The 20,766-nt window shown below is 41.4% G+C and carries 20 protein-coding genes and 1 other annotated feature; of the genes, 13 read left to right on the forward strand and 7 right to left on the reverse strand.

The features are described from left to right. From ACT3QP_RS10995 to cueR, 3 genes are all read left to right on the forward strand, one after another. Nucleotides 1-391, forward strand: a 391-nt coding sequence (locus ACT3QP_RS10995) for a TSUP family transporter (RefSeq protein WP_444525533.1), incomplete at its 5' end; no start/stop codon positions are given. 361 nt (nt 392-752) lie between these two features. Beyond that, nucleotides 753-3,230: a heavy metal translocating P-type ATPase gene (locus ACT3QP_RS11000; RefSeq protein ID WP_192520279.1), complete on the forward strand. Its 2,478-nt coding sequence runs from the start codon at nt 753-755 to the stop codon at nt 3,228-3,230. 97 nt (nt 3,231-3,327) lie between these two features. Then, nucleotides 3,328-3,717 carry a Cu(I)-responsive transcriptional regulator gene (cueR, locus tag ACT3QP_RS11005; protein WP_192520280.1) on the forward strand — a complete coding sequence of 130 codons (390 nt, stop codon included), beginning with the start codon at nt 3,328-3,330 and terminating at the stop codon, nt 3,715-3,717. 86 nt (nt 3,718-3,803) lie between these two features. Here the strand turns inward: cueR and ACT3QP_RS11010 are convergent, their stop codons facing one another. Then, nucleotides 3,804-4,682 carry a LysR family transcriptional regulator gene (locus tag ACT3QP_RS11010; RefSeq protein ID WP_192520281.1) on the reverse strand — a complete coding sequence of 293 codons (879 nt, stop codon included), beginning with the start codon at nt 4,680-4,682 and terminating at the stop codon, nt 3,804-3,806. Between the two features lie 90 nt (nt 4,683-4,772). On the opposite strand from ACT3QP_RS11010, the gene ACT3QP_RS11015 reads away from it, so the two are divergent. The 3 genes from ACT3QP_RS11015 to ACT3QP_RS11025 all read left to right on the forward strand — a co-directional run bounded on the left by ACT3QP_RS11015 (nt 4,773) and on the right by ACT3QP_RS11025 (nt 6,525). Beyond that, on the forward strand, nt 4,773-4,952 hold the full coding sequence (locus ACT3QP_RS11015) for a chlorhexidine efflux transporter (protein ID WP_444525534.1): 180 nt from the start codon (nt 4,773-4,775) through the stop codon (nt 4,950-4,952). A gap of 12 nt (nt 4,953-4,964) precedes the next feature. Further along, a protein-coding gene (locus ACT3QP_RS11020; RefSeq protein ID WP_444525535.1) for an IS3 family transposase occupies nt 4,965-6,184 on the forward strand; the annotation gives its coding sequence in 2 pieces (ribosomal slippage) (nt 4,965-5,250 and nt 5,250-6,184; 1,221 coding nt in all). Continuing rightward, nucleotides 5,240-5,356 (forward strand) — a sequence feature (AL1L pseudoknot). Its footprint overlaps the gene before it by 117 nt. A 44-nt stretch (nt 6,185-6,228) precedes the next feature. Continuing rightward, nucleotides 6,229-6,525 (forward strand): PACE efflux transporter, encoded by a 297-nt coding sequence (locus tag ACT3QP_RS11025; RefSeq protein ID WP_444525536.1) that lies wholly within the window; start codon nt 6,229-6,231, stop codon nt 6,523-6,525. Between the two features lie 70 nt (nt 6,526-6,595). Here ACT3QP_RS11025 and ACT3QP_RS11030 read toward each other — a convergent pair whose 3' ends face one another. Then, complete coding sequence (locus tag ACT3QP_RS11030; protein WP_192520283.1) at nt 6,596-7,516, reverse strand: LysR family transcriptional regulator; 921 nt, start codon at nt 7,514-7,516, stop codon at nt 6,596-6,598. A 183-nt stretch (nt 7,517-7,699) separates the two neighbouring features. On the opposite strand from ACT3QP_RS11030, the gene ACT3QP_RS11035 reads away from it, so the two are divergent. From ACT3QP_RS11035 to ACT3QP_RS11050, 4 genes are all read left to right on the forward strand, one after another. Continuing rightward, entirely contained in the window at nt 7,700-8,377 is a 678-nt protein-coding gene (locus tag ACT3QP_RS11035) for a glutathione S-transferase family protein (RefSeq protein WP_192520284.1), read from the forward strand. A gap of 121 nt (nt 8,378-8,498) precedes the next feature. Further along, on the forward strand, nt 8,499-9,626 hold the full coding sequence (locus ACT3QP_RS11040) for a zinc-binding dehydrogenase (protein WP_444525537.1): 1,128 nt from the start codon (nt 8,499-8,501) through the stop codon (nt 9,624-9,626). A 304-nt stretch (nt 9,627-9,930) separates the two neighbouring features. Continuing rightward, on the forward strand, nt 9,931-10,431 hold the full coding sequence (locus tag ACT3QP_RS11045) for an META domain-containing protein (protein ID WP_444525538.1): 501 nt from the start codon (nt 9,931-9,933) through the stop codon (nt 10,429-10,431). A 255-nt stretch (nt 10,432-10,686) separates the two neighbouring features. Then, nucleotides 10,687-11,283 (forward strand): DUF4377 domain-containing protein, encoded by a 597-nt coding sequence (locus ACT3QP_RS11050; RefSeq protein WP_192520638.1) that lies wholly within the window; start codon nt 10,687-10,689, stop codon nt 11,281-11,283. Nucleotides 11,284-11,350: 67 nt separating this feature from the next. Here ACT3QP_RS11050 and ACT3QP_RS11055 read toward each other — a convergent pair whose 3' ends face one another. Continuing rightward, nucleotides 11,351-11,629: a peptidylprolyl isomerase gene (locus ACT3QP_RS11055; RefSeq protein ID WP_192520637.1), complete on the reverse strand. Its 279-nt coding sequence runs from the start codon at nt 11,627-11,629 to the stop codon at nt 11,351-11,353. 372 nt (nt 11,630-12,001) lie between these two features. Here ACT3QP_RS11055 and ACT3QP_RS11060 point away from each other — a divergent pair, with 372 nt between their 5' ends. Then, on the forward strand, nt 12,002-12,829 hold the full coding sequence (locus ACT3QP_RS11060) for an alpha/beta fold hydrolase (protein ID WP_192520636.1): 828 nt from the start codon (nt 12,002-12,004) through the stop codon (nt 12,827-12,829). A 612-nt stretch (nt 12,830-13,441) separates the two neighbouring features. Then, nucleotides 13,442-14,716 carry a tyrosine-type recombinase/integrase gene (locus ACT3QP_RS11065; RefSeq protein ID WP_192520635.1) on the forward strand — a complete coding sequence of 425 codons (1,275 nt, stop codon included), beginning with the start codon at nt 13,442-13,444 and terminating at the stop codon, nt 14,714-14,716. A 29-nt stretch (nt 14,717-14,745) separates the two neighbouring features. On the opposite strand, the gene ACT3QP_RS11070 is transcribed toward ACT3QP_RS11065, so the two are convergent. The 3 genes from ACT3QP_RS11070 to ACT3QP_RS11080 form a co-directional block, all read right to left on the reverse strand. Further along, nucleotides 14,746-15,717 carry a TauD/TfdA family dioxygenase gene (locus ACT3QP_RS11070; protein WP_192992280.1) on the reverse strand — a complete coding sequence of 324 codons (972 nt, stop codon included), beginning with the start codon at nt 15,715-15,717 and terminating at the stop codon, nt 14,746-14,748. Nucleotides 15,718-15,861: 144 nt separating this feature from the next. Further along, the gene (locus tag ACT3QP_RS11075) at nt 15,862-16,731 is read right to left on the reverse strand and encodes a phytanoyl-CoA dioxygenase family protein (RefSeq protein ID WP_192992279.1); all 870 of its coding nucleotides are present in this window, start codon (nt 16,729-16,731) and stop codon (nt 15,862-15,864) included. A gap of 82 nt (nt 16,732-16,813) precedes the next feature. Further along, a complete protein-coding gene (locus ACT3QP_RS11080; protein WP_192518448.1) occupies nt 16,814-17,674 on the reverse strand; it encodes an ABC transporter substrate-binding protein in 861 nt (286 codons plus the stop codon). A 209-nt stretch (nt 17,675-17,883) separates the two neighbouring features. On the opposite strand from ACT3QP_RS11080, the gene ACT3QP_RS11085 reads away from it, so the two are divergent. Next, nucleotides 17,884-18,633, forward strand: a complete 750-nt coding sequence (locus ACT3QP_RS11085) for a class II aldolase/adducin family protein (protein WP_442062985.1) — start codon at nt 17,884-17,886, stop codon at nt 18,631-18,633. 366 nt (nt 18,634-18,999) lie between these two features. Here ACT3QP_RS11085 and ACT3QP_RS11090 read toward each other — a convergent pair whose 3' ends face one another. After that, nucleotides 19,000-20,517: an amino acid ABC transporter permease/ATP-binding protein gene (locus tag ACT3QP_RS11090; RefSeq protein ID WP_192518449.1), complete on the reverse strand. Its 1,518-nt coding sequence runs from the start codon at nt 20,515-20,517 to the stop codon at nt 19,000-19,002. Nucleotides 20,518-20,766: the final 249 nt, after the last annotated feature.

The following is a 20,766-nucleotide window of genomic DNA, read 5'->3' on the forward strand; positions in this document are numbered from 1 at the left end:
AAGTAAAACGTTTGATATGCCAAAAGCAGGTTTTATGCCTGTTGGTTTTGCCATCGCTTTTACGAGCACATTAGTGGGTGGTCTTGGGCCGATACTCAACCCTTTTTATATGAATGCTGGGCTAGAAAAAGAAAGTCTTATTGCTACCAAAACGGCTAACTCTTTTTTTGTAGGTATTGTTCAAATCGTTAGTTATACCTTTTTTGGGATACTCACGCTAAAGATATGGGTGTATGGCCTTATATTAGGACTGGGCGCCGTTATCGGTAATATTATTGGCAAACGATTTTTGGCAGGAATTAGTATCCGTCAGTTTAGGATAATGCTGCTCATACTTATGGTCATCAGTGGTCTTATTATGATCATAAGAAATGTACACGTGCTTTTTTGAAAACGCTTGATTAGATACCATGCTTATCTCGAATAGTAGGTAGTAGGATTGATTGCCCTTCAAAACCTTAGCTCCAAAAAGACTTTCAAAGTAAAGATAAACGCTCCCAACACTTTCTACGTATCACATAACGGGTTTGCAGGTGTCATGACGCCGATCATCATAACCTTTCTTTTTTATCTACAATTTTTCTCATTTTAAGCCTTCGTACTCTTACCTCGTCACCGCAACAAGGTTCACGCATGGTTTTTTGCAAGCATTAAAGAAAACCGCTTGACCTTACCATGATGTCAACCTATATGCTGTCGCTATAGATTTGAAAATGAGATTAAAAATATAGTTAAAAACGACAGAGGTTGTTATGAAAACAATAAACACCGAAACCCCTACCCATCAAGAAGTTCTGAGCATTGAAGGCATGAGTTGCGCCTCTTGTGTCGGGCGCATCGAAAAACAATTAAAAAAGATTGAACACGTGGAAAACGCTGAGGTAAACCTTGCCACTGAACAGGCAACGGTATACGCCTCTCAGCCTTTAGATGTTACCCAGCTAAACACAGCGGTAGAACGCGCAGGCTATAAAGTAACGCCCATTAAACCGATTGAGCTATCAATAGAAGGCATGAGCTGTGCTTCTTGTGTTGGACGCGTTGAAAAATCTCTAAAGAAAATCTCAGGCGTACAACAAGCCAGCGTCAATCTTGCAACCGAACGAGCCTTGGTACAAGCGAATACCCAAATCAACACAGATGATCTGATTGAAGCCGTTAAAAAGGCGGGCTATGAGGCCAAACTGGTAAAACCAGACCAAGGTGAGCAACAGGAAAAGAAAACCTCGGAGCAAAAGCAGCTTAAACGAGATTTAGGTCTGTCTGTCCTGTTGTCATTGCCCGTATTCATTTTATCCATGGGATCACATATGATTCCCGCCTTTCATACGTGGGTAGCGAATAACCTCGGTACTCAGCAAAGTTGGCTGATACAATTTGTATTAACCACACTGGTATTGCTCTTTCCAGGGCGCCGCTTTTATCAAAAAGGCATGCCAGCCTTATTGCGTTTTGCCCCCGATATGAACTCGCTAGTGGCAATTGGTACCATCGCGGCTTATGGGTTCTCTCTCATAGCAACCTTTATGCCGCAAGTCCTACCTGACAGCACGGTACATGTCTATTACGAAGCCGCTGCTATGATTGTGAGTTTGATTTTATTGGGTCGTTATTTTGAGGCAAAAGCCAAAGGCCGCACTTCTGAAGCCATTCAACACTTGGTGGGCATGCAGGCAAAGACAGCTCGTGTACAGCAAGATGGCAAAGTCGTCGAAATCCCTGTCGAAGACATCACCGCACAAATGACAGTTGAGATTCGTCCAGGTGAGCGTGTCCCTATCGATGGCGAGGTGATTGATGGTCACAGTTATATCGATGAGTCTATGATTACCGGTGAGCCGGTTCCAGTAAAAAAACAAGCCGGCGATCAAGTGGTCGGCGGTACTATCAACCAAAATGGTACTGTGAATATCCACGCAACAGCCATCGGTGAAGACTCTGTGCTGGCGCAAATCATTCGTATGGTAGAACAAGCCCAAGGCTCTAAACTACCGATTCAAGCGTTGGTGGATAAAGTCACCATGTGGTTTGTACCAACGGTGATGTTCTTGTCCGCGCTGACTTTTATCGTTTGGTTGATTTTCGGCCCTGATCCAGCATTAACCTTTAGTTTGATTAATGCCGTTGCGGTACTTATTGTCGCCTGCCCTTGTGCAATGGGACTGGCCACTCCCACATCTATCATGGTGGGTACAGGGCGCGGTGCAGAGCTGGGTGTGTTATTCCGTAAAGGTGAAGCACTACAGTCACTACAAGAAGTGAGCGTGGTTGCCGTTGATAAAACAGGGACATTGACTGAAGGCAAACCTACGTTAACGGATTTTCAAGTTCAGCAAGGGTTTGAGAAAGAACAAGTCTTACGTGTACTAGCGTCAGTTGAAGCAAAGTCTGAGCATCCAATTGCACTGGCTATCGTGCAAGCCGCAGAGCAACAAGACATTCAATTACTCCCTGTTACTAACTTTGAGGCGATGACAGGCTTAGGGATTCAAGCAAGTGTATCCGGACAAGTGATTCACATTGGCGCAGATCGTTACATGCAGCAATTGGGGTTTAATGTCGCAGCTTTTGAGCAGGATGCGCTACGTTTGGGACAAGAAGGTAAAACTCCTATTTATATCGCGATAGATGAGCAGTTGGCCGCTATTGTTGCCGTTGCCGATCCTATTAAGGAAACGACTCATACTGCCATCGCAGCATTACATCAGCTGGGCTTAAAAGTAGCCATGATTACCGGTGACAATCGCCATACTGCACAGGCTATTGCCAACAAATTAAATATCGATCAAGTAGTAGCAGAAGTATTACCCGAAGGGAAAGTAGATGCGATACGTACGCTACAAGAACAATATGGCCAAGTAGCATTTGTGGGCGACGGTATCAATGATGCTCCTGCACTCGCCCAATCTGATGTTGGTTTAGCGATTGGCACAGGTACAGACGTGGCCATTGAAGCTGCTGAAGTTGTACTCATGTCAGGTAGCTTACAAGGTGTACCTACCGCGATTGCCTTAAGCAAGGCGACTATCAGCAATATCAGACAAAATCTGGCTTGGGCGTTTGTCTATAATGTCGCCTTGATTCCGATTGCGGCAGGCGTGTTATATCCCGCGTTTGGTATATTGCTATCGCCCATTTTTGCGGCTGCCGCCATGGCGCTGTCTTCTGTATTTGTACTAGGTAATGCGCTACGCTTGAAGTATTTCAAAGCACCTACCATTACAGAGTAAATATAGAATCGTAAAGCATATCCATATAGGGTTTAGATACACAGATTATTTAAACCCTTTTGATATTTAAGTCCCTTTTCAAGTTAGAAGGATAGTTATGAATATTGGTCAAGCATCAAAGCAGTCAGGCATCTCCTCAAAAATGATTCGTTATTACGAAAAAATAGGCGTGCTCGATACGGCAAAACGCTCGAATTCAGATTATAGAATGTATTCTAAAGAAGATGTCGAGGATCTAAGCTTTTTAAGACATGCTCGTGATTTGGGGTTTTCTTCTAAGCAAATGAAAGAGCTACTGTATCTGCGTAAAAACACCAATCGGCAGAGCGCGGATGTTAAGCAGTTAACACAAGAGCATATCGATACGTTAAACCAAAAAATTGCTCAATTGCAGGAAATGGTCGACGCTCTACAGAACTCTTTTGATAACTGCGCAGGCGATGATAATGCAGATTGCGCTATTTTAGAGGATATAGGACAAGGTTAAAAAGTTAATTGTCGTACCATCATGCCAGCGTAGAAATATAAGTATGTAGAGGCATAAATCACTCAATTTAGTTGCTGATTTTGTGATTACTTATTCAAATCAATCGCAGCCGATTTTAGCCAAGTCGCCGCTTTACCTAAAGCGCGCTCTTTATGCCAAATAAGGACTAAAGCCACTGGCCAGTCGCGATCATCATAGCCCAATGTTGGTGCAACTATAAGACCACTGTCTAAGGCGCTAGCAACCACATGCTCAGGTACAAAAGCCCAACCTAAGTTACGCTGTACTAGCTCCACGATGACCCACTGACTCTCAACCCACCACACATCCGACGCTATTCGTAATCGTGCTTGATCTTCACTATGATTACGAGTAGCTACCAGTAGTTGCCGATAGCGTTTTAACTCATCCCATCCTATTTTTGGGCTATTCAACTCATGCTCTGGGGCGCAAACCACCTTAAGCATCTCCCAACCCAAAATATGAAAATTTAGCGTCGAAGGCAACATGTCTTGATACCACATAATGCCCAAATCAGCTCGTTTCTCTATGACTAGCTGACTCACGTCTTCCATTAAAGGAAACAGTAGCTCTAGCTCCACACTAGGAAATCGACATGAAAACTCATCTAACAAAGCACCCAATCGTTCTAAAGGGTATAGCTCATCAACCGCTAGCACCAACCTACTCTCTACGCCCTCGCCCAAACTTTTGGCAACCCCGCGAAAGTGTTCACAGCGCCCAAGTATCACTCGTGCTTCTACCAATAGACGCTCTCCAGCTGGCGTCAAAATTGGATAACGACCGTCACGCACAAATAATAAGTTATCCAAATCTATCTCTAAATTAGAAACAGCCGTGCTGATGACAGACTGCGCCTTACCCAGTTGCCGCGCTGCCGCTGAAAAAGAGCCTGTTTCTACAGTCGCGACAAAGGCTTTTAGTTGCTCTAATGAAAAGCTCATCTATCTGTATATCCTATAGGTCCTAACTTGGTTATCCAATTTTAACAGATACAATAGCCAAATAAATCATTAATTTAATTGGATATCTCGATGCGCACTACTAGAGATCGTATTCGCCATACATTAGGTTTTGAGGTCATTGGTCTAATCATATTTATACCCTTGGCAAGTTCGGTATCTGGCTTTGACAGTCAATTGGTAGGTAGCATGGCTGTTGTTGGCTCAATCATCGTGAACCGCCCCGGAATTGTCGGAGACTCAATTTTCTGAGAGAATACGACAATGAAAACACGAAACTATACCCCTGAAATGAAAGAGCGCGCCGTCCGTATGCTAATTGAAGCTAAAGACGATTACCCATCCACCTGGTCAGCCATCAAAGCCATAGCGCCAAAGATAGGTTGCACGCCTGAGACCCTACGATCATGGCATAAAAAGCACATTGATAAAACCATTCCTGCAAATATTCAAGCTCAAAGCCAAGCCGAGCGTATCAAAGAGCTTGAACGTGAGAACAGAGAGTTAAAGCAAGCCAATGAGATTATAAAGAAAGCTGCTGCTTTTTTCGCCCAGGCGGAGACGGGCCGCAAACCCAAGTAATGGTTGATTTTATAGATGACCACAAACAACAATATGGAGTCGAGCCAATCTGTAGAGTACTACCGATTGCTCCATCCACATACTATCGTGCTAAAGAGCTAGAAGAAAATCCTGAAAAACGTTCACAGCGTAGTCAGCATGACGATTTCTATCTTAATGAGATTAAACGTATCTGGCAGGACAGCAAGTGCCGTTATGGTACTCGTAAAGTCTGGAAACAGTTGAAAGCAGAGGGTATACATCCTGCACGCTGCACTGTAGAGCGGTTAATGCGGCAGCATGGCATGCAGGGTGTTTGGCGAGGTAAAGGTAAGATAACGACTAAGTCTCGTGACGATCAAAAGCGTGCTGATGATTTGGTTAATCGTAACTTTAATGCCTATCGCCCTAACCAGCTATGGGTAGCTGATTTTACCTATATAAAGACATTGAGTGGTTGGGTCTATACCGCCTTTATCATTGATGTGTTTGCTCGCGCTATCGTTGGCTGGAAAGTATCAGATCGTATGAACACTGATATGGTGATGGCAGCACTAAACCAAGCCATTGCAGACAGAAACCATCCTAAAGATGTGATTCATCATAGTGATCGCGGCGTTCAGTACTTATCCATTCGCTATACTGATAAGATGGCTGATTCTGGCGTCATTGCATCTGTTGGTACAACGGGTGATTCATACGATAATGCGTTGGCTGAAACGGTTAACGGGCTTTATAAAACAGAGGTGATTGAATATTTAAAACAGCAGTGGCAAGGTGTGAACGATGTTGAATTAGCAACCCTAGAATGGGTCGATTGGTTTAACAAAACTCGCATTCATAGTACGATTAGTTATGTGTCGCCTTTTGAGTTTGAGAGACGATATTATGATAGTCTTTGTGAGTCAGACAAAGCTGCCTGACTCAAGCAATCAAGTCTCCGATATACTCGGGGCGGTTCATCGCGATGCTATGGAACTATTTTTATAATTGGGTATTTGATGGGGTCTTGTTGAAACTGCGTGGAGAGCTAGATAAGACTATTTTATTGAGGATATTACATGCATTTTTATTTGAAGCTGGTTTGCTGTCACTGTACCTACCCCTGATTGCGTGGTACTTACAGATCAGCCTGTGGAGTGCGTTTTTGATGGGCGTGTCTATGGCTACTTTTTATCTGGTGTATGCCTTTTTCTATAACTGGATTTATGACAAGGTGTTTCCTATTCCAAAAACGTATCTTGCATCTCAGTTTAGTCACTAAATCATGCTAGACGCTGCAATGTTTTCTAATCGGTTTTTATAGTCGGTTATCGGTTGATGCTTGTTAACTTTTATAACGCTTCTGCTTCATTAGAGACCTTTATCCTCTCAACCAAAAAGTCTACAGCGGCTTTTACTTTTGGCACCAGATAGCGCTGCTTTTGATACAGCAAATACACGGCCATATCAGCATGTTGCGTAATCGCTAACCGATGCTCGAATTTAATCTCCTGTAACGCGCCTGACTCAAGATACGATGACAACGCCCAGTGAGTAGACATTAAAATACCCTCACCATTACAAGCTTTTTTGACCAACCATGGCCCGTTATTTGAGATCGCAACTGCTGGCCCCGAAACATCATGCCACTGGTCATCCACGTGGCATAGCCAAGGCGTTGGCCCGTTTGGCGCTTTAAAATACAGTCCTTTATGTTCTTTTAACTCCATTACGTGACTAGGTACACCATGTGCTTTCAGGTAACTGGGCGACGCAACTGGTATAAACCCATTGTCCATGAGCCTAATAGCAATCACTCGCTCATTTGGTGCGTAACCACCGCGAATCGCAATATCTACATCGTCACGCCCTAATGCGGATAGCTCATCACTGAGACTGACATCCAATACAATCTCTGGGTACAACTTACCAAACTCATCTAACAACGGCAGTAGTATCTTTTCACCAAAACCCACCATAGAGCTGATTCGCAAGCGCCCCATGGGCGTCGTTTGATAACTGCGCACCGTTTCTTTGCTTTGTTCTAGCTGGTTCAATATGTGCTGCATATCATTGTAATAAACCTGCCCTACTTCAGTCAGCTTTACGACTCGGGTCGAGCGCTTTAATAATGTCGCGCCCAAACTTTTTTCCAGATCGGACACCCGCCTTGATAGTGATGATGGCGGCACATTAAATGCACTTGCTGCTTTAGTAAAACTGCCTGTTTCAGCAACTTTGCTAAAATACCGTATGGCACGTAATTGATCCAACTGACCTCTCCATTGAGTAAATAGTCTAGTATTTTCGCCTTATTATTGTCTTAAAAGCAATAGTGATTCACGTTATTCCTTATATATAACCACATTAAAACCAGTAATAATGTGGTTAACTTGAACGTCGCAATTAAAACACGATTAAAAACAACCTGTACGTCAACAATGGAAGAATGACTTATGATTACTTTGCACGGCTTTGCAGCAAGCAACTATTACAACATCGTAAAACACACACTTTTATATAAAGGTATCCCATTTCAAGAAGACCTTTTGTACGCTGGTAGCGATGACTTATTAACCGTCAGCCCAGTGGGTAAAGTGCCTGCCATCACAATGCCTGATGGATTTAATCTGTCAGAATCTAGCGTGATTTGTGACTTCCTTGAGGAAACATATCCAGAAAAGCCGCTATACCCAAACGATGCAGCAGAACGCGCGACTGTACGTCAAATCATGAAAATAGCAGAGCTGTATTTTGAGCTGCCAAGTCGTCGCCTGATTCCTTATGTGTTTTCTGGTACTCAAGCGCCTGATACGATCAAAGACGAAGTTCGCCAAGTATTAAGCCGCGGTATTATTGCCTTGAATCGCTTATGTAAGTTCTCTCCTTGGATTGCAGGCGAGCATTTCACCATGGCTGATATTTATGTTCATTATGTCAACGTTATTGTCAGCGCCTTTGCTTGCACCCAACTTGACTGGGATGTTCTGGCAGAAGTGGAAGGCATGAAAGAATGGAACAAGTCAATGAGCCAAACCGATATTGCTCAGACCGTAAATGCAGACAGCCAAGCGAATATGCCTGAGTTTATGCAGCATGTGACTGCCCAAATTAAAGCCGCAAACGCTAAATAAAATGTGAGCTAATAAAAATTAGCCACATTAAGAGAATTACCAAAACTCAATAACCTACAGAACGACTAATACCATCAAGGGATTGGTCTAAAAAATATAACTATTCACAGGAGAAAATCTTATGACAGATAAAAACATCCAACTGACCTCAACGATTAGCGAAGACAATAAACTAACATTGGCTTTACAAGACATTGATATGCCGCAGCCAGGTGCTGACGAAGTCGTGGTTCGTATTGAAGCTGCGCCGTTGAACCCATCTGATTTAGCAGTTCTATTCAGCGTCGCTGATATGTCAACGGCTGCACAATCTGGTACAGACGAAAACCCAGTTATCACCGCTGACGTGCCAGCCAAGTTTATGCCATCTGTCAAAACTCGCGTTGGCAAGGACACGCCAGTCGGTAACGAAGGCGCAGGTACAGTCGTCGCAGCAGGATCATCTGATGCAGCACAAGCATTGATGGGTAAAACTGTTGCGGTCATCGGTGGTGGTACGTATCGTCAGTATCATTGCGTCAATGTACAGAGCTGCCTAGCGCTAAAAGAAGGCACGACGGCCACCGAGGCCGCCTCTTCTTTTGTGAACCCGCTGACCGCTCTAGCTATGGTCGAAACCATGCGCGCTGAAGGACATAAAGCCATCGTACATGCGGCGGCTGCTTCTAGCCTCGGGCAAATGCTAAACCGTATCTGTATGGCGGATGGCGTAGACCTAGTAAATATCGTCCGTAGAGATGAGCAAGAGACGCTATTGCGTGATATGGGCGCAAAATATGTGGTTAACTCAAGCAGCGAGACGTTCCTTGCTGACTTAACAGCGGCAATTGCTGAAACAGGCGCGACAATTTCGTTTGACCCTATCGGTGGCGGTCAGTTAAGCAGTGACATCCTTAACTGTATGGAAGCCGCGATCACTCGTGACGTAGAAGAGTACAGCGTCTATGGCTCTAACACGTTTAAGCAAGCCTACATCTACGGCGCACTAAACCGTGGCCCTATTACGCTAAACCGTAACTTTGGTTTTGCGTGGGGCGTGAATGGCTTCTTGCTGTTCAATGCGCTTGCTAAACTTGGTACTAAGACAGTCGTTAAGATGCGCCAACGTGTGGCTGATGAAATCACCACTACCTTTGCTAGTAACTATACGCATGAAGTGACATTGGCTGAAGCATTACATTTACAGTCAATTGCGGCTTATGGCAAGCAAGCAACAGGTGAGAAGTATTTGATTACGCCTCAAGGCTAATGGTTGCTGGCAGCGTCATGTAGAAGCAGCTTTGTAATAATAAAAAAGCAGATACCTAGAGTGTCTGCTTTTTTATATTTAATGATTATTACGCGGTGTTAGTGAAAGGCGATAACTTATCTTTTTTGAATACTAACTCTGTGAATGTTAGTTCTTTGAATCTATCTTCTTTGAAGCTTCCTTATTTGAAAATTAAAGCATTCTTGCAGTTATATAATTTCTTTGTGATAATTAGCATTCAGACACCCTAACTTTTAAATACAAATATTAAAAATTTAGATTATCTACTTTCTGAGAGATTGCTATGAACAACACAACGAAAATAATGATGGCATCCACGCTTGTGATGAGTGTACTTGCGACTGGCTGCCAAACAATGACTGACATTACCACGCCAGCCGTACAGCCAGTCACAGCAGAGACGTTAGAGGCGAATAATTGGCGTCTTATAGATGCCAAGCTTAATAACGGAGACTTGGTTGAGGCGTTGTTTTTCGATCCATCAAGACCATTAACACTGGACTTTATGACTGTTGAAGACCGCAGTATGATGAACCTCATGAATACTTGCAACAACATGAGCGCGGGATACAGTGTGGCGGATGGCGAGGTAGAACTGAGCGCAATCAGAAGCACTCGAATGGCCTGCCCTGAACACTTAGCAAAGTTTGATAGTGCTGCCGCTACGACAGTACAAGGCAAATACAGCTTTGGTAAAAATAGCGATAACAACCCTGTATTAATCGTTACGAATGACAACCAAACAGCTCACTTTAAAGCAGTCCCTAAAACAAAGACACCTTGATTACTGCGTGCATAGCTCTATCCTGAAATTATGAATAATGCCTCACTATAAATTAGCGAGGCATTATTTATATCAACAGACTGCTAGCCTCAGCATCAGTAATAAAAACTGCTTTAAGCTATTTCATAGAGCACTAAAAACAAGTATCTAAATCAATCATAATAAGGATATATCATATCGTTTATTAAATACGGCACCTTGGCACTAATTGCCACGTCCTCTCTAACTGCGTGTAGCAGTCATAACCAAACCAACTTGAATGATAAAACGAGTGTTAGCCAAATCGAAGATAGTAACTCATTCATCAATACCCTAAAACCAAGCAGTGCTGAAGCGATAATTGGTCAAATAACGGGTATTATTTCACAAGACAGAAGTCAGCAAAAAGTTACTATCGTAGCCCAAGATAGAAAGTCCTATACCGCATCTATTAGTAAAGCCAATTTTGGTCAGCAGAATGCTTATCAAATGCAAAAATTGGCGATAGGTGACTATATAGAAGTCAAGGGTGATATAGAAATAACAGACAAGCAATCAAAGCCAGATGGCGAACGTCAGCTAACTGTACATGCCATGCCATATGTATTACGCAAAATCATCGTCGCTGACCATCAAGTAAACTGTGTAGGCGTCGCGCCACAATCATGCCTGTTAACAAAGCCAGCTGACCAAACGGATAGTCAAACAGATTGGCAGTACAGATATAGTGATATAGAGGGTTTTGATTATGAACCTAATTATGAGTATACCTTGCTTATCAAAAACACAGCCGTTGCTATGCCACCTGCTGATGCATCATCAGTACAGAGCGGGCTGGTACAAGTCATTGAAAAGAAAAGAACCCAACCCTAGTGATTAAAATGCAACCCCAAGGCAGCAGAGTGCAAGAGGTACACGCTGGTATGGCTGGCGAGGACACTTACGTCCGATAAAGCACTTTCACCACATGCCAACCAAATTTGGTTTTCACTAAATGCGGGGTGAAAAGTTCACCAGTAAAGCAGACTTTATCAAATGGCGGTACCATGTCGCCTTTTTGAAACTCACCTAAGCTACCGCCTTTTTTACCTGATGGGCAGGTTGAATATCGCTTAGCGAGCACATCAAACTTGGCACCCTTTTTAAGCTTGGCAATAATGTCTTCAGCCTGTTCTTTGTGTTTTACTAAAATGTGTAATGCGCTAGCGGTACGAGCCATAAGGTAGACCTTTTATAAAATATTGATTATTGGAGTATTATATCACTACTTATTATCTATAGTTGATCATGAGATATTGATACCGCTAAACAGCATCAAGTTGCCATTTAATACGTTAAAAGGTGTTTTTTTAAACTTTACAACATTATAAATTATTTAGGCATTTCAACAAACTCATAACGTTCGAGGTACAAACCAATAACCGTTAAAGCCATAATTTTCTTACTATTAATGTATGATGAACATCACTTTCTTCGGGTTGGTCTGCTTTACCTGACTTTAAAATAACAATTTTTGATACAACACCAGAACGACTTTTCTTACCCGCAGGATGGCCTCACAATCATTGATAGTCATTTTTAGGAGAACGCTATGAGTACTCAAATAACAAAAAACCATACGTACATTGATGGGCATAAAATTGCATTTTTGGAACAAGGCTCAGGTAGTCCGATAATTCTGCTACACGGGATTCCAACCAACAGCCTTATGTGGCGAAATATCATTCCAGAGCTTGCAAAGACACATCGTGTCATCGCCCCTGACCTTCTCAATTATGGTAAATCTGACAAACCAAACGATGCAGATGTGTCCATTAACGCTCAGAGTAGCATAATCGCAAAACTCATGGACGTCTTAGGTGCGCGGCGTGCTGATATTGTTGGGCATGATATTGGTGGCGGTATTGCGCAATTGATCGCAGTTAATTATCCAGAGAAAATTCGTAAGCTTGTCTTGATAGATAGTATCTGTTTTGATTCGTGGCCTATTCCAGAGTTTGAACCCTTGCAAGAGCCTGGCGCTGAGTCTGATATGAGCTCGGAGGATTTTTTAACCATGATGCGAGGCTTCTTACCAAAAGGCGTACAAGATAAGAGCATCATGACGGATGAGCTTATAGATATGTATCTTGAACCTTGGTCGACTGAAGATGGTAAGCATGCCTTTTTCCGTAACCTTGAACGGTTAAACAAGGAGTATACTCAGGCTATTGCTGACGATCTGAGTAACCTTCAGCAACAGACACTTATTATGTGGGGAGATCAAGATCCTTTCCAAAAACCGGACTATGCGCCAAAGTTAGTAGAAACGATTCCAAATGCGGAACTTGTTTGGATCAAAGATGTCGCTCATTGGTTAATTGACGAAAAACCTGATGAAATTGCAGAACACCTTAATCAGTTTTTAGCCAAGGCATAAAAGTCTATAAACAACCAACACAGCGCTTCACTAAGCTACGACTCAATTGTGGCTGAGTGAAGCGTTTTGAGTGTTTTGTATGACAGGAAATAAAATTGCTTATCAAATCATTTATCGCTCTGCTCAACCCCTCTTATTAATTGCCAATTCTTTAAATCCACACATTTACACACTGCTTTAAAAAGTACCTTAAAAACACCTCAAAATAATACTCTCTAAATTTGCACAGAACAGTACTATCACCCCTATTTTATTATTCTATGCTCGTACGCGAGCACTAATTAGGTAATAAATTCTTTGTAACTACTGATAAATATAGGTTACAGAGATTTTTTTCTTTAAATTTATGTACTGAAATTTTAGATAAAAACGATATTTATAGCATTTCAAGTGATAAATACATCACCCAATCGCTATTGTCTTAATTGTTGGTACATTATGCTATAATCATCCCCAAGTGAACCTTGGGGATGATTGTTAGTTAAACTGCTTTTTATAAAGGAATTTTTATAAATAAAAATATTCAAGGTGTCCATCAAGGTATCCAATAGTCAAGACAGTGATGGCTATATTCAATTAACGGTATCACCAACCATTACGACGGATATAAATATGGCAATCAACGACCTTAGTGATATCAATCAGCTGACCACTCAAAGCAAGACCTATTCAGTTCGTGTATCAGGTATGGCAGGTTTGAGCGTGCAAGTCTCACCAAGCGGCAAAAAATCATATTACCTGCGTTACGCACATCCGCATATTAAAGGCAAACGTCCCAAAATCATGATGGGTAGTATTGAAGAGGTCAGTTTATATGAGGTTAAGTATAAGGCAGAATCTATACTCGCCCTTGTAGCAAAAGGGGTTGACCCCAAAGCGCGTCACCAAAAGGAAAAAACCCATAAATATGCGCACTTAAAAAACGCACCTTTTTCTGAGGTGGCTCAGGCATGGCGTGCCAATAAAATGGCGACTCGCCATAAGGGTAAAGGCAATAAAGCAGGGTTTAGCGATTCAACACTTAAATTTTGGGATTTATGCTTAGGATATATGTGCGCTGAGATTGGCGATTTGAGGATGAACGACATTACCAGCGAAGTTATTTTAACGGTGTGTGAGTCGATTCAAAATAATAAGAACCAAGCGGCGTTCGTTGGGGCCAGTACTAGGCTCTATACAGAAAAAGTGTTTTCATTTGCGGTGGCGCGCGGCTTGTGTGATAGGAATGTGGCTATAGATACCCGAGGAGAGCTGGCACCTGCCAACTCAGGCAGGCACTTACCAGCCATCACCAAGCCAGATAAATTCGCAACCTTATTACAAGACATGGCATCATTCAATGGTGCGAGTACGATTACCATTGCCGCCATCAATTTATTACCTTATGTGTTTGTGCGTAGTATTGATTTGCGTTCTATGCGCTGGCAAGACATAGATTGGGACAAACGTATATGGGCGTTTTCTCCAACCAAAGGCCAAGGGCGTGATGATATGGTGTCAGATCTAGTGGTGCCATTAGCGGCGCAGGTCATTGCAAGACTGCAAGAGATACAAGCTATCACTGGTCATAAAGAATATGTGTTTTCATCAATGCGCACTTCAAGTAATGCTTATATCAGTAAAGCAGCACTGGTACAGGTATTTCATCGGCTTGGCTATAAAAATGTGCAATGTGCCCATGGATTTCGGGCATCAGCTAAAACCCTACTGATGGAGCAGCCTGATCTGCGCTATTCAGACATCGTCACAGAGCTGCAGCTAGGTCATCGTATCAAAGATACTCATGGCGGTGCCTATAATCGCCTTGATGAAATAGATACCAGAGTAAAGATGATGCAGGATTGGGCAGATTATATAGATACACTTCGGTGTTGCACCCAAGCATAATGTCATTTAAATATGAGCCTTATAGTATTTTATGAAAACCCATTCTTACCAGGAAAGTCTGGAGCCAAAGCTCTTGCATTTGTCATTTTCAACCAAAGTCTAACCAGTTTTCGGTTTTTATCTTGATCTTCATAATCTTCAAAAGATTTTCTTGAATGCATCACTACATAATTATTACATAGCTGAATATCACCCGGTTCAAGCATCATATCTAGTCTATATTCAGGTCGATGGCTTATTTCATCGAATATATCAAGGGCATCAGTCTGAACACGTGAGATTGGAATATTTATTTTTTCATGACCTAATTCTATATATTTTCTTAAATAGCGACATGCCAACTTTCCTTCCCAATAACTAAAAATTGGACTTATAGACGGGTTATTACTGCCTAAATGATGATAATAGGCAGGGTGATAATAATAAGCCAAATATTCAGGATATTCTTTTAAGATTGTATTATAGACAGATGCAAAGCTGACCAAACTGCTTTCACCGCCTATTTTAGCTTTCCTGATTGAGATCAAGCCCACTACGTCAGATAGGTCTGAGTGATATGGCAGGTACGCATTGGTTTGATAAACCCGAGTCTCTTTTTTTGATAAATCTCCTACATTTTCAACATATCCTAATAATTGTTTATCCTTATTTTGATATACAGAGTCACCTAAATAGACGCCCAAAATATAAAACATATCTATTAACGCTTCTTCATTATATAAAAGCGGGTCTAGCCCCCTAATTACAATAAATCCGTACCCATTTTCCAATGCTTCAGAGATATTATTAATAAGATCCAAAAAAGCATCATCTTTAATCGGAACATCACTTTTCTTAAAATTTGGAGCAGATTTATTCAAACCTTTAATAAAATGTAGTGCGTTGTCCAACACTGAAATTAAGTGGCTATCTAATTCAATTATCCAGTCCTTTTTGGTACTTATATCCTGTCCTTTCCATGCGCATCGATCAGTAATAGGACTGGTTAAAATGGTTTTCATCCGGTAACTCCAGTTTTGTAATGACATTAACTTGAAATATAAATCAGCAGATGAGGACACACCCTAACTACTGAATAAATTCACTTAAAAGACTCCTTTATATAAAAGGAGCCCATGTTATTTAGATCTATACAAACTGTAATCTTAGGCCGTAGCAGCCATCTCTTGTTGAGTGAAAAACGAGGCACCATCAGGTACTTCGGGCAGCTGGATATTGTTCTCTGTTAATCTGACTGTACCGCTAGCGATACCTGTTACCAACGCACCTTCATGCTTGCTTGGTAAAGGGTTTGGCGATAGTGCTTGCGCATCTTCTGCGTTATAAACTGAGATAAACAGGTATCTGGGCAACTCGCTTTTGTTAGGGCCAGATGAGTGCAGCAATCTGCTATGCATAAAACAGATCGAACCAGGTTTACCAATACAAGGTACAAACTGTTGGCATTTCTCGCTTTCTACCTCATTACTCACTTTGCCCACAAACTTGCCGTCTTCCCAATGCGAATACAACTCTTCTTTATGGCTACCAGGCACCACCAACAGCGGTCCGTTTTCTAATGTAACTTCTCCAATCATGAGTAGTGCGGTTAGCATGTCATCATTGGTGTGAGGCGTAAATGGAAAGTCCTGATGCCATTTAACAGTGGTTGTGGTGTTGGGCAGTTTAGCATTGACTTTACTATGATGAAATCGTGTGCCGTTGCCGCCGATCAAATCGCCTGCCATTTCTGACATGGTAGATTTAAGTGCCATATCAGAGAACTTATCAGATATCTCTGTAGGAGATGTGACACGTCTTAAAGAAGGGTTATCGGCACTATGATCCTTTGGATCAATATCAAACCTTGCTCTACCATCCAGTGTCGCTCCCCACGCTTCGGTATGCGTCTTACTTTCATCGATCCAGGATTTTATCTCACCCAATAGGTCTGTCAGCTCAGCAGCCTCAATGGCATTTTCTACAACCAAATAACCATCATCATAATACTGTTGGATTTGCTCGCTCGTTAACATCTTAAATTCCTTCTATTTGCTTATAGTAAAACATCAATAAATCCGCTATCCCGTTACTTTTATCAAGCGAATTAACAATTGATTAATTCATAGTTTGATCAATATCTTCTTGACTTGGAACCGTCAGTCCATGGACGCTTAGTATTTTCTCTAGGTCACCTGACTGCTTCATTTGCTCGATACCATCTGCAATGATTTTATATGTTTCAGTATCTCCCTTTTTGACTGCTATACCGCCAACAATGGGAAAGAACTCTTGTGTAGAGCTTACCTTAACCCGATCACCTAACTTCGCAGCGGCAGACTTCATGACTGCTGCATCGTCATACTGAATATCAACCGCTCTAGACAATAGCGCTTGTGTGGTTTGAGGTGAGTTTTCATACTCATTGATGGTAATGGCAGGCTTATTTTGTGTGACACATTCTTGCGAGATGTCTGCCAATTGAGTAGAGAATGCCGTGCCTTTCATTGTACCAACCGTTTCGCCACATAGGTCATCTGCGCCTCTAGGTTCAACGTCTGAGTCACTACGTACCAATAAAGAGATGTCCGTCTTATAATAAGGAATCATATCAATTTGTTCTAGACGTTCTTTGGTGATATACATTGACGAGTACAGTACATCAAACTTACCACCTTTTAAGCCAGGAATTAAGTTTGCCCATCTTGTATCTTCCCATTTAGGCGTGATCGCACCATTAAGCTCAGCCACTTTGGCCATGATTTCTACGTCTATACCGCCTGGGTTGCCTTGTTCATCTAAATACTCATAGGGCGGAAACGTCATGTCTGACCCTATCGTAATTATTTGCTTATCAACACTTGCGTTTGTAGATGTGGCGTCACTATTTTCTGTATTGCTAGTGGGTGTTTCATTTGAACAAGCAGTTAGCGCTAAACCTGCAGTGACAGAGAGTAATATAAGTTTTAGTTGTTTCATCGTATTCATTCCTAAAGGGTTAGTGAATTTAAACAACAGTATCAACGGTGCTGATAACGTTAACAGGGCATACCCTAGTTATACTAAATTGCGTCTATTAAAAGCAATTTTGAAAAACCTACGCACTACTAATGTAAATCCTATTTAAAAACACAGTGCTGTTTTCAATACTCTCTGTATAGTAATAATCACACCCATAGGAGTATTTTATGACGAACTCAATAAGCAACTCTATGAAATCTGAAGCACAGGCACGTATTGACCTAGCCGCTTGTTTTCGCTGGTTTGCAAGGCTAAATATGCATGAAGCAGTTGCCAATCATTTCAGTGCTTCCGTGTCTGAAGATGGTAGCAAGTTTCTTATCAATCCAAAATGGCAACATTTTTCAACCATTAAAGCCAGTGACTTAATATTATTAGACACCAATAATCCTGATGAAGAACTGTTGGCAAGAATTGACCCAACCGCATGGGCCATACATGGTCAAATCCATCTATCAAGACCTGATATTAAATGTGTGCTGCACTTACATCCTATTTATACAACCACCATCTCTACGTTAAAAGACCCTGTTATTAAGCCTATTGATCAAAATACGGCACGTTATTTCAATCGCGTGAATTATGATAGATGCTATCAAGGTATGGCTGATACCAATGCAGAAGGTAAGAGATTAGCAGGCTTATTAGGCAACCATAGCCGTCTGATGATGGGCAATCACGGGATATTGATCGGCTCACACAGTATTGGTGTGGCGTTCGATGATATGTATACGATTGAAAGATCTTGTCAGGTCTTAGCAACCGCCTACGCAACCAATCAGCCCTTAAACATCATTCCTGATGACATCGCAGAGAAAACCGCTCAAGATTGGGAGTCTATTGAGGATTTTAGCGAAGCCCACCTTGAAGAAATAAAAAGACTATTGTTAGCACAAGAGCCTGATTTTATTAAATAATTTATATTGCTTGGCGCACATCAAAAAACCACCTGCAAATAGGTGGTTTTTTATGGTCTTAGTAATTGTCTTAATGGTTGTATTAATAATTGCCAGTTGCGTTGTCGTGATTGCCACGCTGTGCTGATGCTATAAGTCAAAGAGTTCTTAAATGAGTACGAGGGTCTGTACGTTTATTACGTTTGCTCATTAGCACTTTTATTTAAAGGAGGACTACGTCGTAGCGCTCTAGTCATTCACTGACGATACTATGAGCACGTTAAGTTATGAAAATGCTGGATTATGAACACGCTGGCGTGCTACTAAAAAAGTAAACCGATATACATACATATATCGGTTTACTTTTGGTTTGAATAATAACTGCAATTACTGATCGACGTTTTTGATAAATTGATTAAACCTCTCATTGGTACTGTTTTCTAGTTCGGCTGGTGACCCTTGTTCTATGATATGACCACCTTCCATAAATATCACTCTATCCGAAATCTTAAAGGCAAAGCTCATCTCATGGGTCACAATAATCATGGTGAGACCCTCTTTGGCGAGTTGTTCCATGACTTTTAATACTTCACTCACTAATTCTGGATCTAATGCAGAGGTTGGCTCATCAAACAATATGATAGAAGGTTCCATCGCTAATGCACGGGCAATGGCCACTCGCTGTTTTTGACCACCAGATAACTGATGCGGATATTTTTTAGCATGCTCTCTCATACCTACTTTATCGAGCATTGCAATCGCTGTTAGCTGGTTAACGCCTTTGTCATACATTTTGTGATATTGAGGTGCTAGCATGATATTTTCTAAAACTGTTTTATGTGGAAACAAGTTAAAGTTTTGAAAGACCATACCGATATGCACAATTTGTTCTTTAAAAGGTTTAGACTTATCGGTTAATTCGGTATCTTTCAAAAATGGGTTGCCCATTAAATCAACCGTACCTTTATTCAGCGCCTCTAGACTGTTTAAGGTGCGAATAAATGTGGTTTTACCTGATCCTGATGGTCCAATGACCGACACCACCTCACCCCATTTTACTTTTAGGTCAATACCTTTTAATACATGATGATCGCCATATGATTTATGGATATCAGTGGCTTCAAGCGCATAATCGCCTTTTCTTTCGTTATTTATTTCTTTGTAGTTGTTTAAAGATTTATTGGTAGTGATACTGCTAACCAGCTCACCTTCTTTCAATATTGATGGGTTTTTTTTCGTAATATCTATAAATGTTTCAAACTTTTGAATTAAAAAGCCAAAGACAGTGACAATAAGTACGTAATAAAAAGCAACGGCTAGCATGGTCTCAAGGACTAAGAAGTTTTGAGAATATAACCGTTGGCCAACCAGTAGAATCTCAGTTAAAGAGATAACTGACACCAATGAGGTTAATTTTACGATGACCACAAACTCATTACTCAGTGCAGGTAAGGCAATTCTTAATGCCTGCGGCACCACAATGAGTCTTTGAATGCCTATTGGTTTTATACCTAGTGCCTTGCCCGCTTCTACTTGAGCTTGATGCACCGCATTTAGACCGCCACGATGAATCTCAGCAATATAGGCTGACTCACATAATGTGAGTGCTATTAAACCTGAAATGAATGAGGATGCTAGTAGAAAGCTGGTTTTTGGAAACACCTGCGGCATACTATAAATAAAGATAAGCAATACCAATAAAGGCAAGCTACGGAACAACCATATGTAAGTTCTACTCAATAAAGAGACCGGTTTGATTTTGGATTTTTTACCTAATGCCAGTATAAAGCCTAACACTATGCCTAAAAACCATACTAAGACGCTAAGCTCAATAACGGTTAAGGTGGCGTACCAAAAGTTTGTATTTTTTAACAAACTAAACGTGTATACCCAATCAAATTGCATGTTCTATCCTCTAAAATTAGTTAATAACTGAGTTATGACAATGTTTCGATATGCCTGCTTAGAAGGCTGCTACGAGCTTTTAATCAATCAGTAGCAAGGTGTTCATTGGGTTAGTGTTTAACCTCGATTGAGCCTTGTCTACAAACTAAAACCAGAGAGTCGAAATGCTATTGAAATAGATCATCTTTCGTACTGAATGCGATTCTAGTGCTGTTGAATTGAGATTTTCTCATTCTTTTTCATTTCTGA

The sequence above is a fragment of the Psychrobacter sp. AOP7-B1-24 genome, from assembly GCF_052376215.1.
GTDB lineage: Bacteria > Pseudomonadota > Gammaproteobacteria > Pseudomonadales > Moraxellaceae > Psychrobacter.

Excerpts from the sequence above, each read along its gene's own strand:
- ACT3QP_RS11085 (WP_442062985.1), top strand. The coding sequence starts at position 17,884 with ATGACGAACTCAATAAGCAACTCTATGAAATCTGAAGCACAGGCACGT.
- ACT3QP_RS11070 (WP_192992280.1), bottom strand. The coding sequence starts at position 15,717 with ATGAAAACCATTTTAACCAGTCCTATTACTGATCGATGCGCATGGAAA.
- ACT3QP_RS11055 (WP_192520637.1), bottom strand. The coding sequence starts at position 11,629 with ATGGCTCGTACCGCTAGCGCATTACACATTTTAGTAAAACACAAAGAA.
- ACT3QP_RS11060 (WP_192520636.1), top strand. The coding sequence starts at position 12,002 with ATGAGTACTCAAATAACAAAAAACCATACGTACATTGATGGGCATAAA.
- ACT3QP_RS11025 (WP_444525536.1), top strand. The coding sequence starts at position 6,229 with ATGCTATGGAACTATTTTTATAATTGGGTATTTGATGGGGTCTTGTTG.
- ACT3QP_RS11035 (WP_192520284.1), top strand. The coding sequence starts at position 7,700 with ATGATTACTTTGCACGGCTTTGCAGCAAGCAACTATTACAACATCGTA.
- ACT3QP_RS11000 (WP_192520279.1), top strand. The coding sequence starts at position 753 with ATGAAAACAATAAACACCGAAACCCCTACCCATCAAGAAGTTCTGAGC.
- ACT3QP_RS11040 (WP_444525537.1), top strand. The coding sequence starts at position 8,499 with ATGACAGATAAAAACATCCAACTGACCTCAACGATTAGCGAAGACAAT.
- ACT3QP_RS11080 (WP_192518448.1), bottom strand. The coding sequence starts at position 17,674 with ATGAAACAACTAAAACTTATATTACTCTCTGTCACTGCAGGTTTAGCG.
- ACT3QP_RS11045 (WP_444525538.1), top strand. The coding sequence starts at position 9,931 with ATGAACAACACAACGAAAATAATGATGGCATCCACGCTTGTGATGAGT.
- ACT3QP_RS11075 (WP_192992279.1), bottom strand. The coding sequence starts at position 16,731 with ATGTTAACGAGCGAGCAAATCCAACAGTATTATGATGATGGTTATTTG.
- ACT3QP_RS11065 (WP_192520635.1), top strand. The coding sequence starts at position 13,442 with ATGGCAATCAACGACCTTAGTGATATCAATCAGCTGACCACTCAAAGC.
- cueR (WP_192520280.1), top strand. The coding sequence starts at position 3,328 with ATGAATATTGGTCAAGCATCAAAGCAGTCAGGCATCTCCTCAAAAATG.
- ACT3QP_RS11010 (WP_192520281.1), bottom strand. The coding sequence starts at position 4,682 with ATGAGCTTTTCATTAGAGCAACTAAAAGCCTTTGTCGCGACTGTAGAA.
- ACT3QP_RS11090 (WP_192518449.1), bottom strand. The coding sequence starts at position 20,517 with ATGCAATTTGATTGGGTATACACGTTTAGTTTGTTAAAAAATACAAAC.
- ACT3QP_RS11015 (WP_444525534.1), top strand. The coding sequence starts at position 4,773 with ATGCGCACTACTAGAGATCGTATTCGCCATACATTAGGTTTTGAGGTC.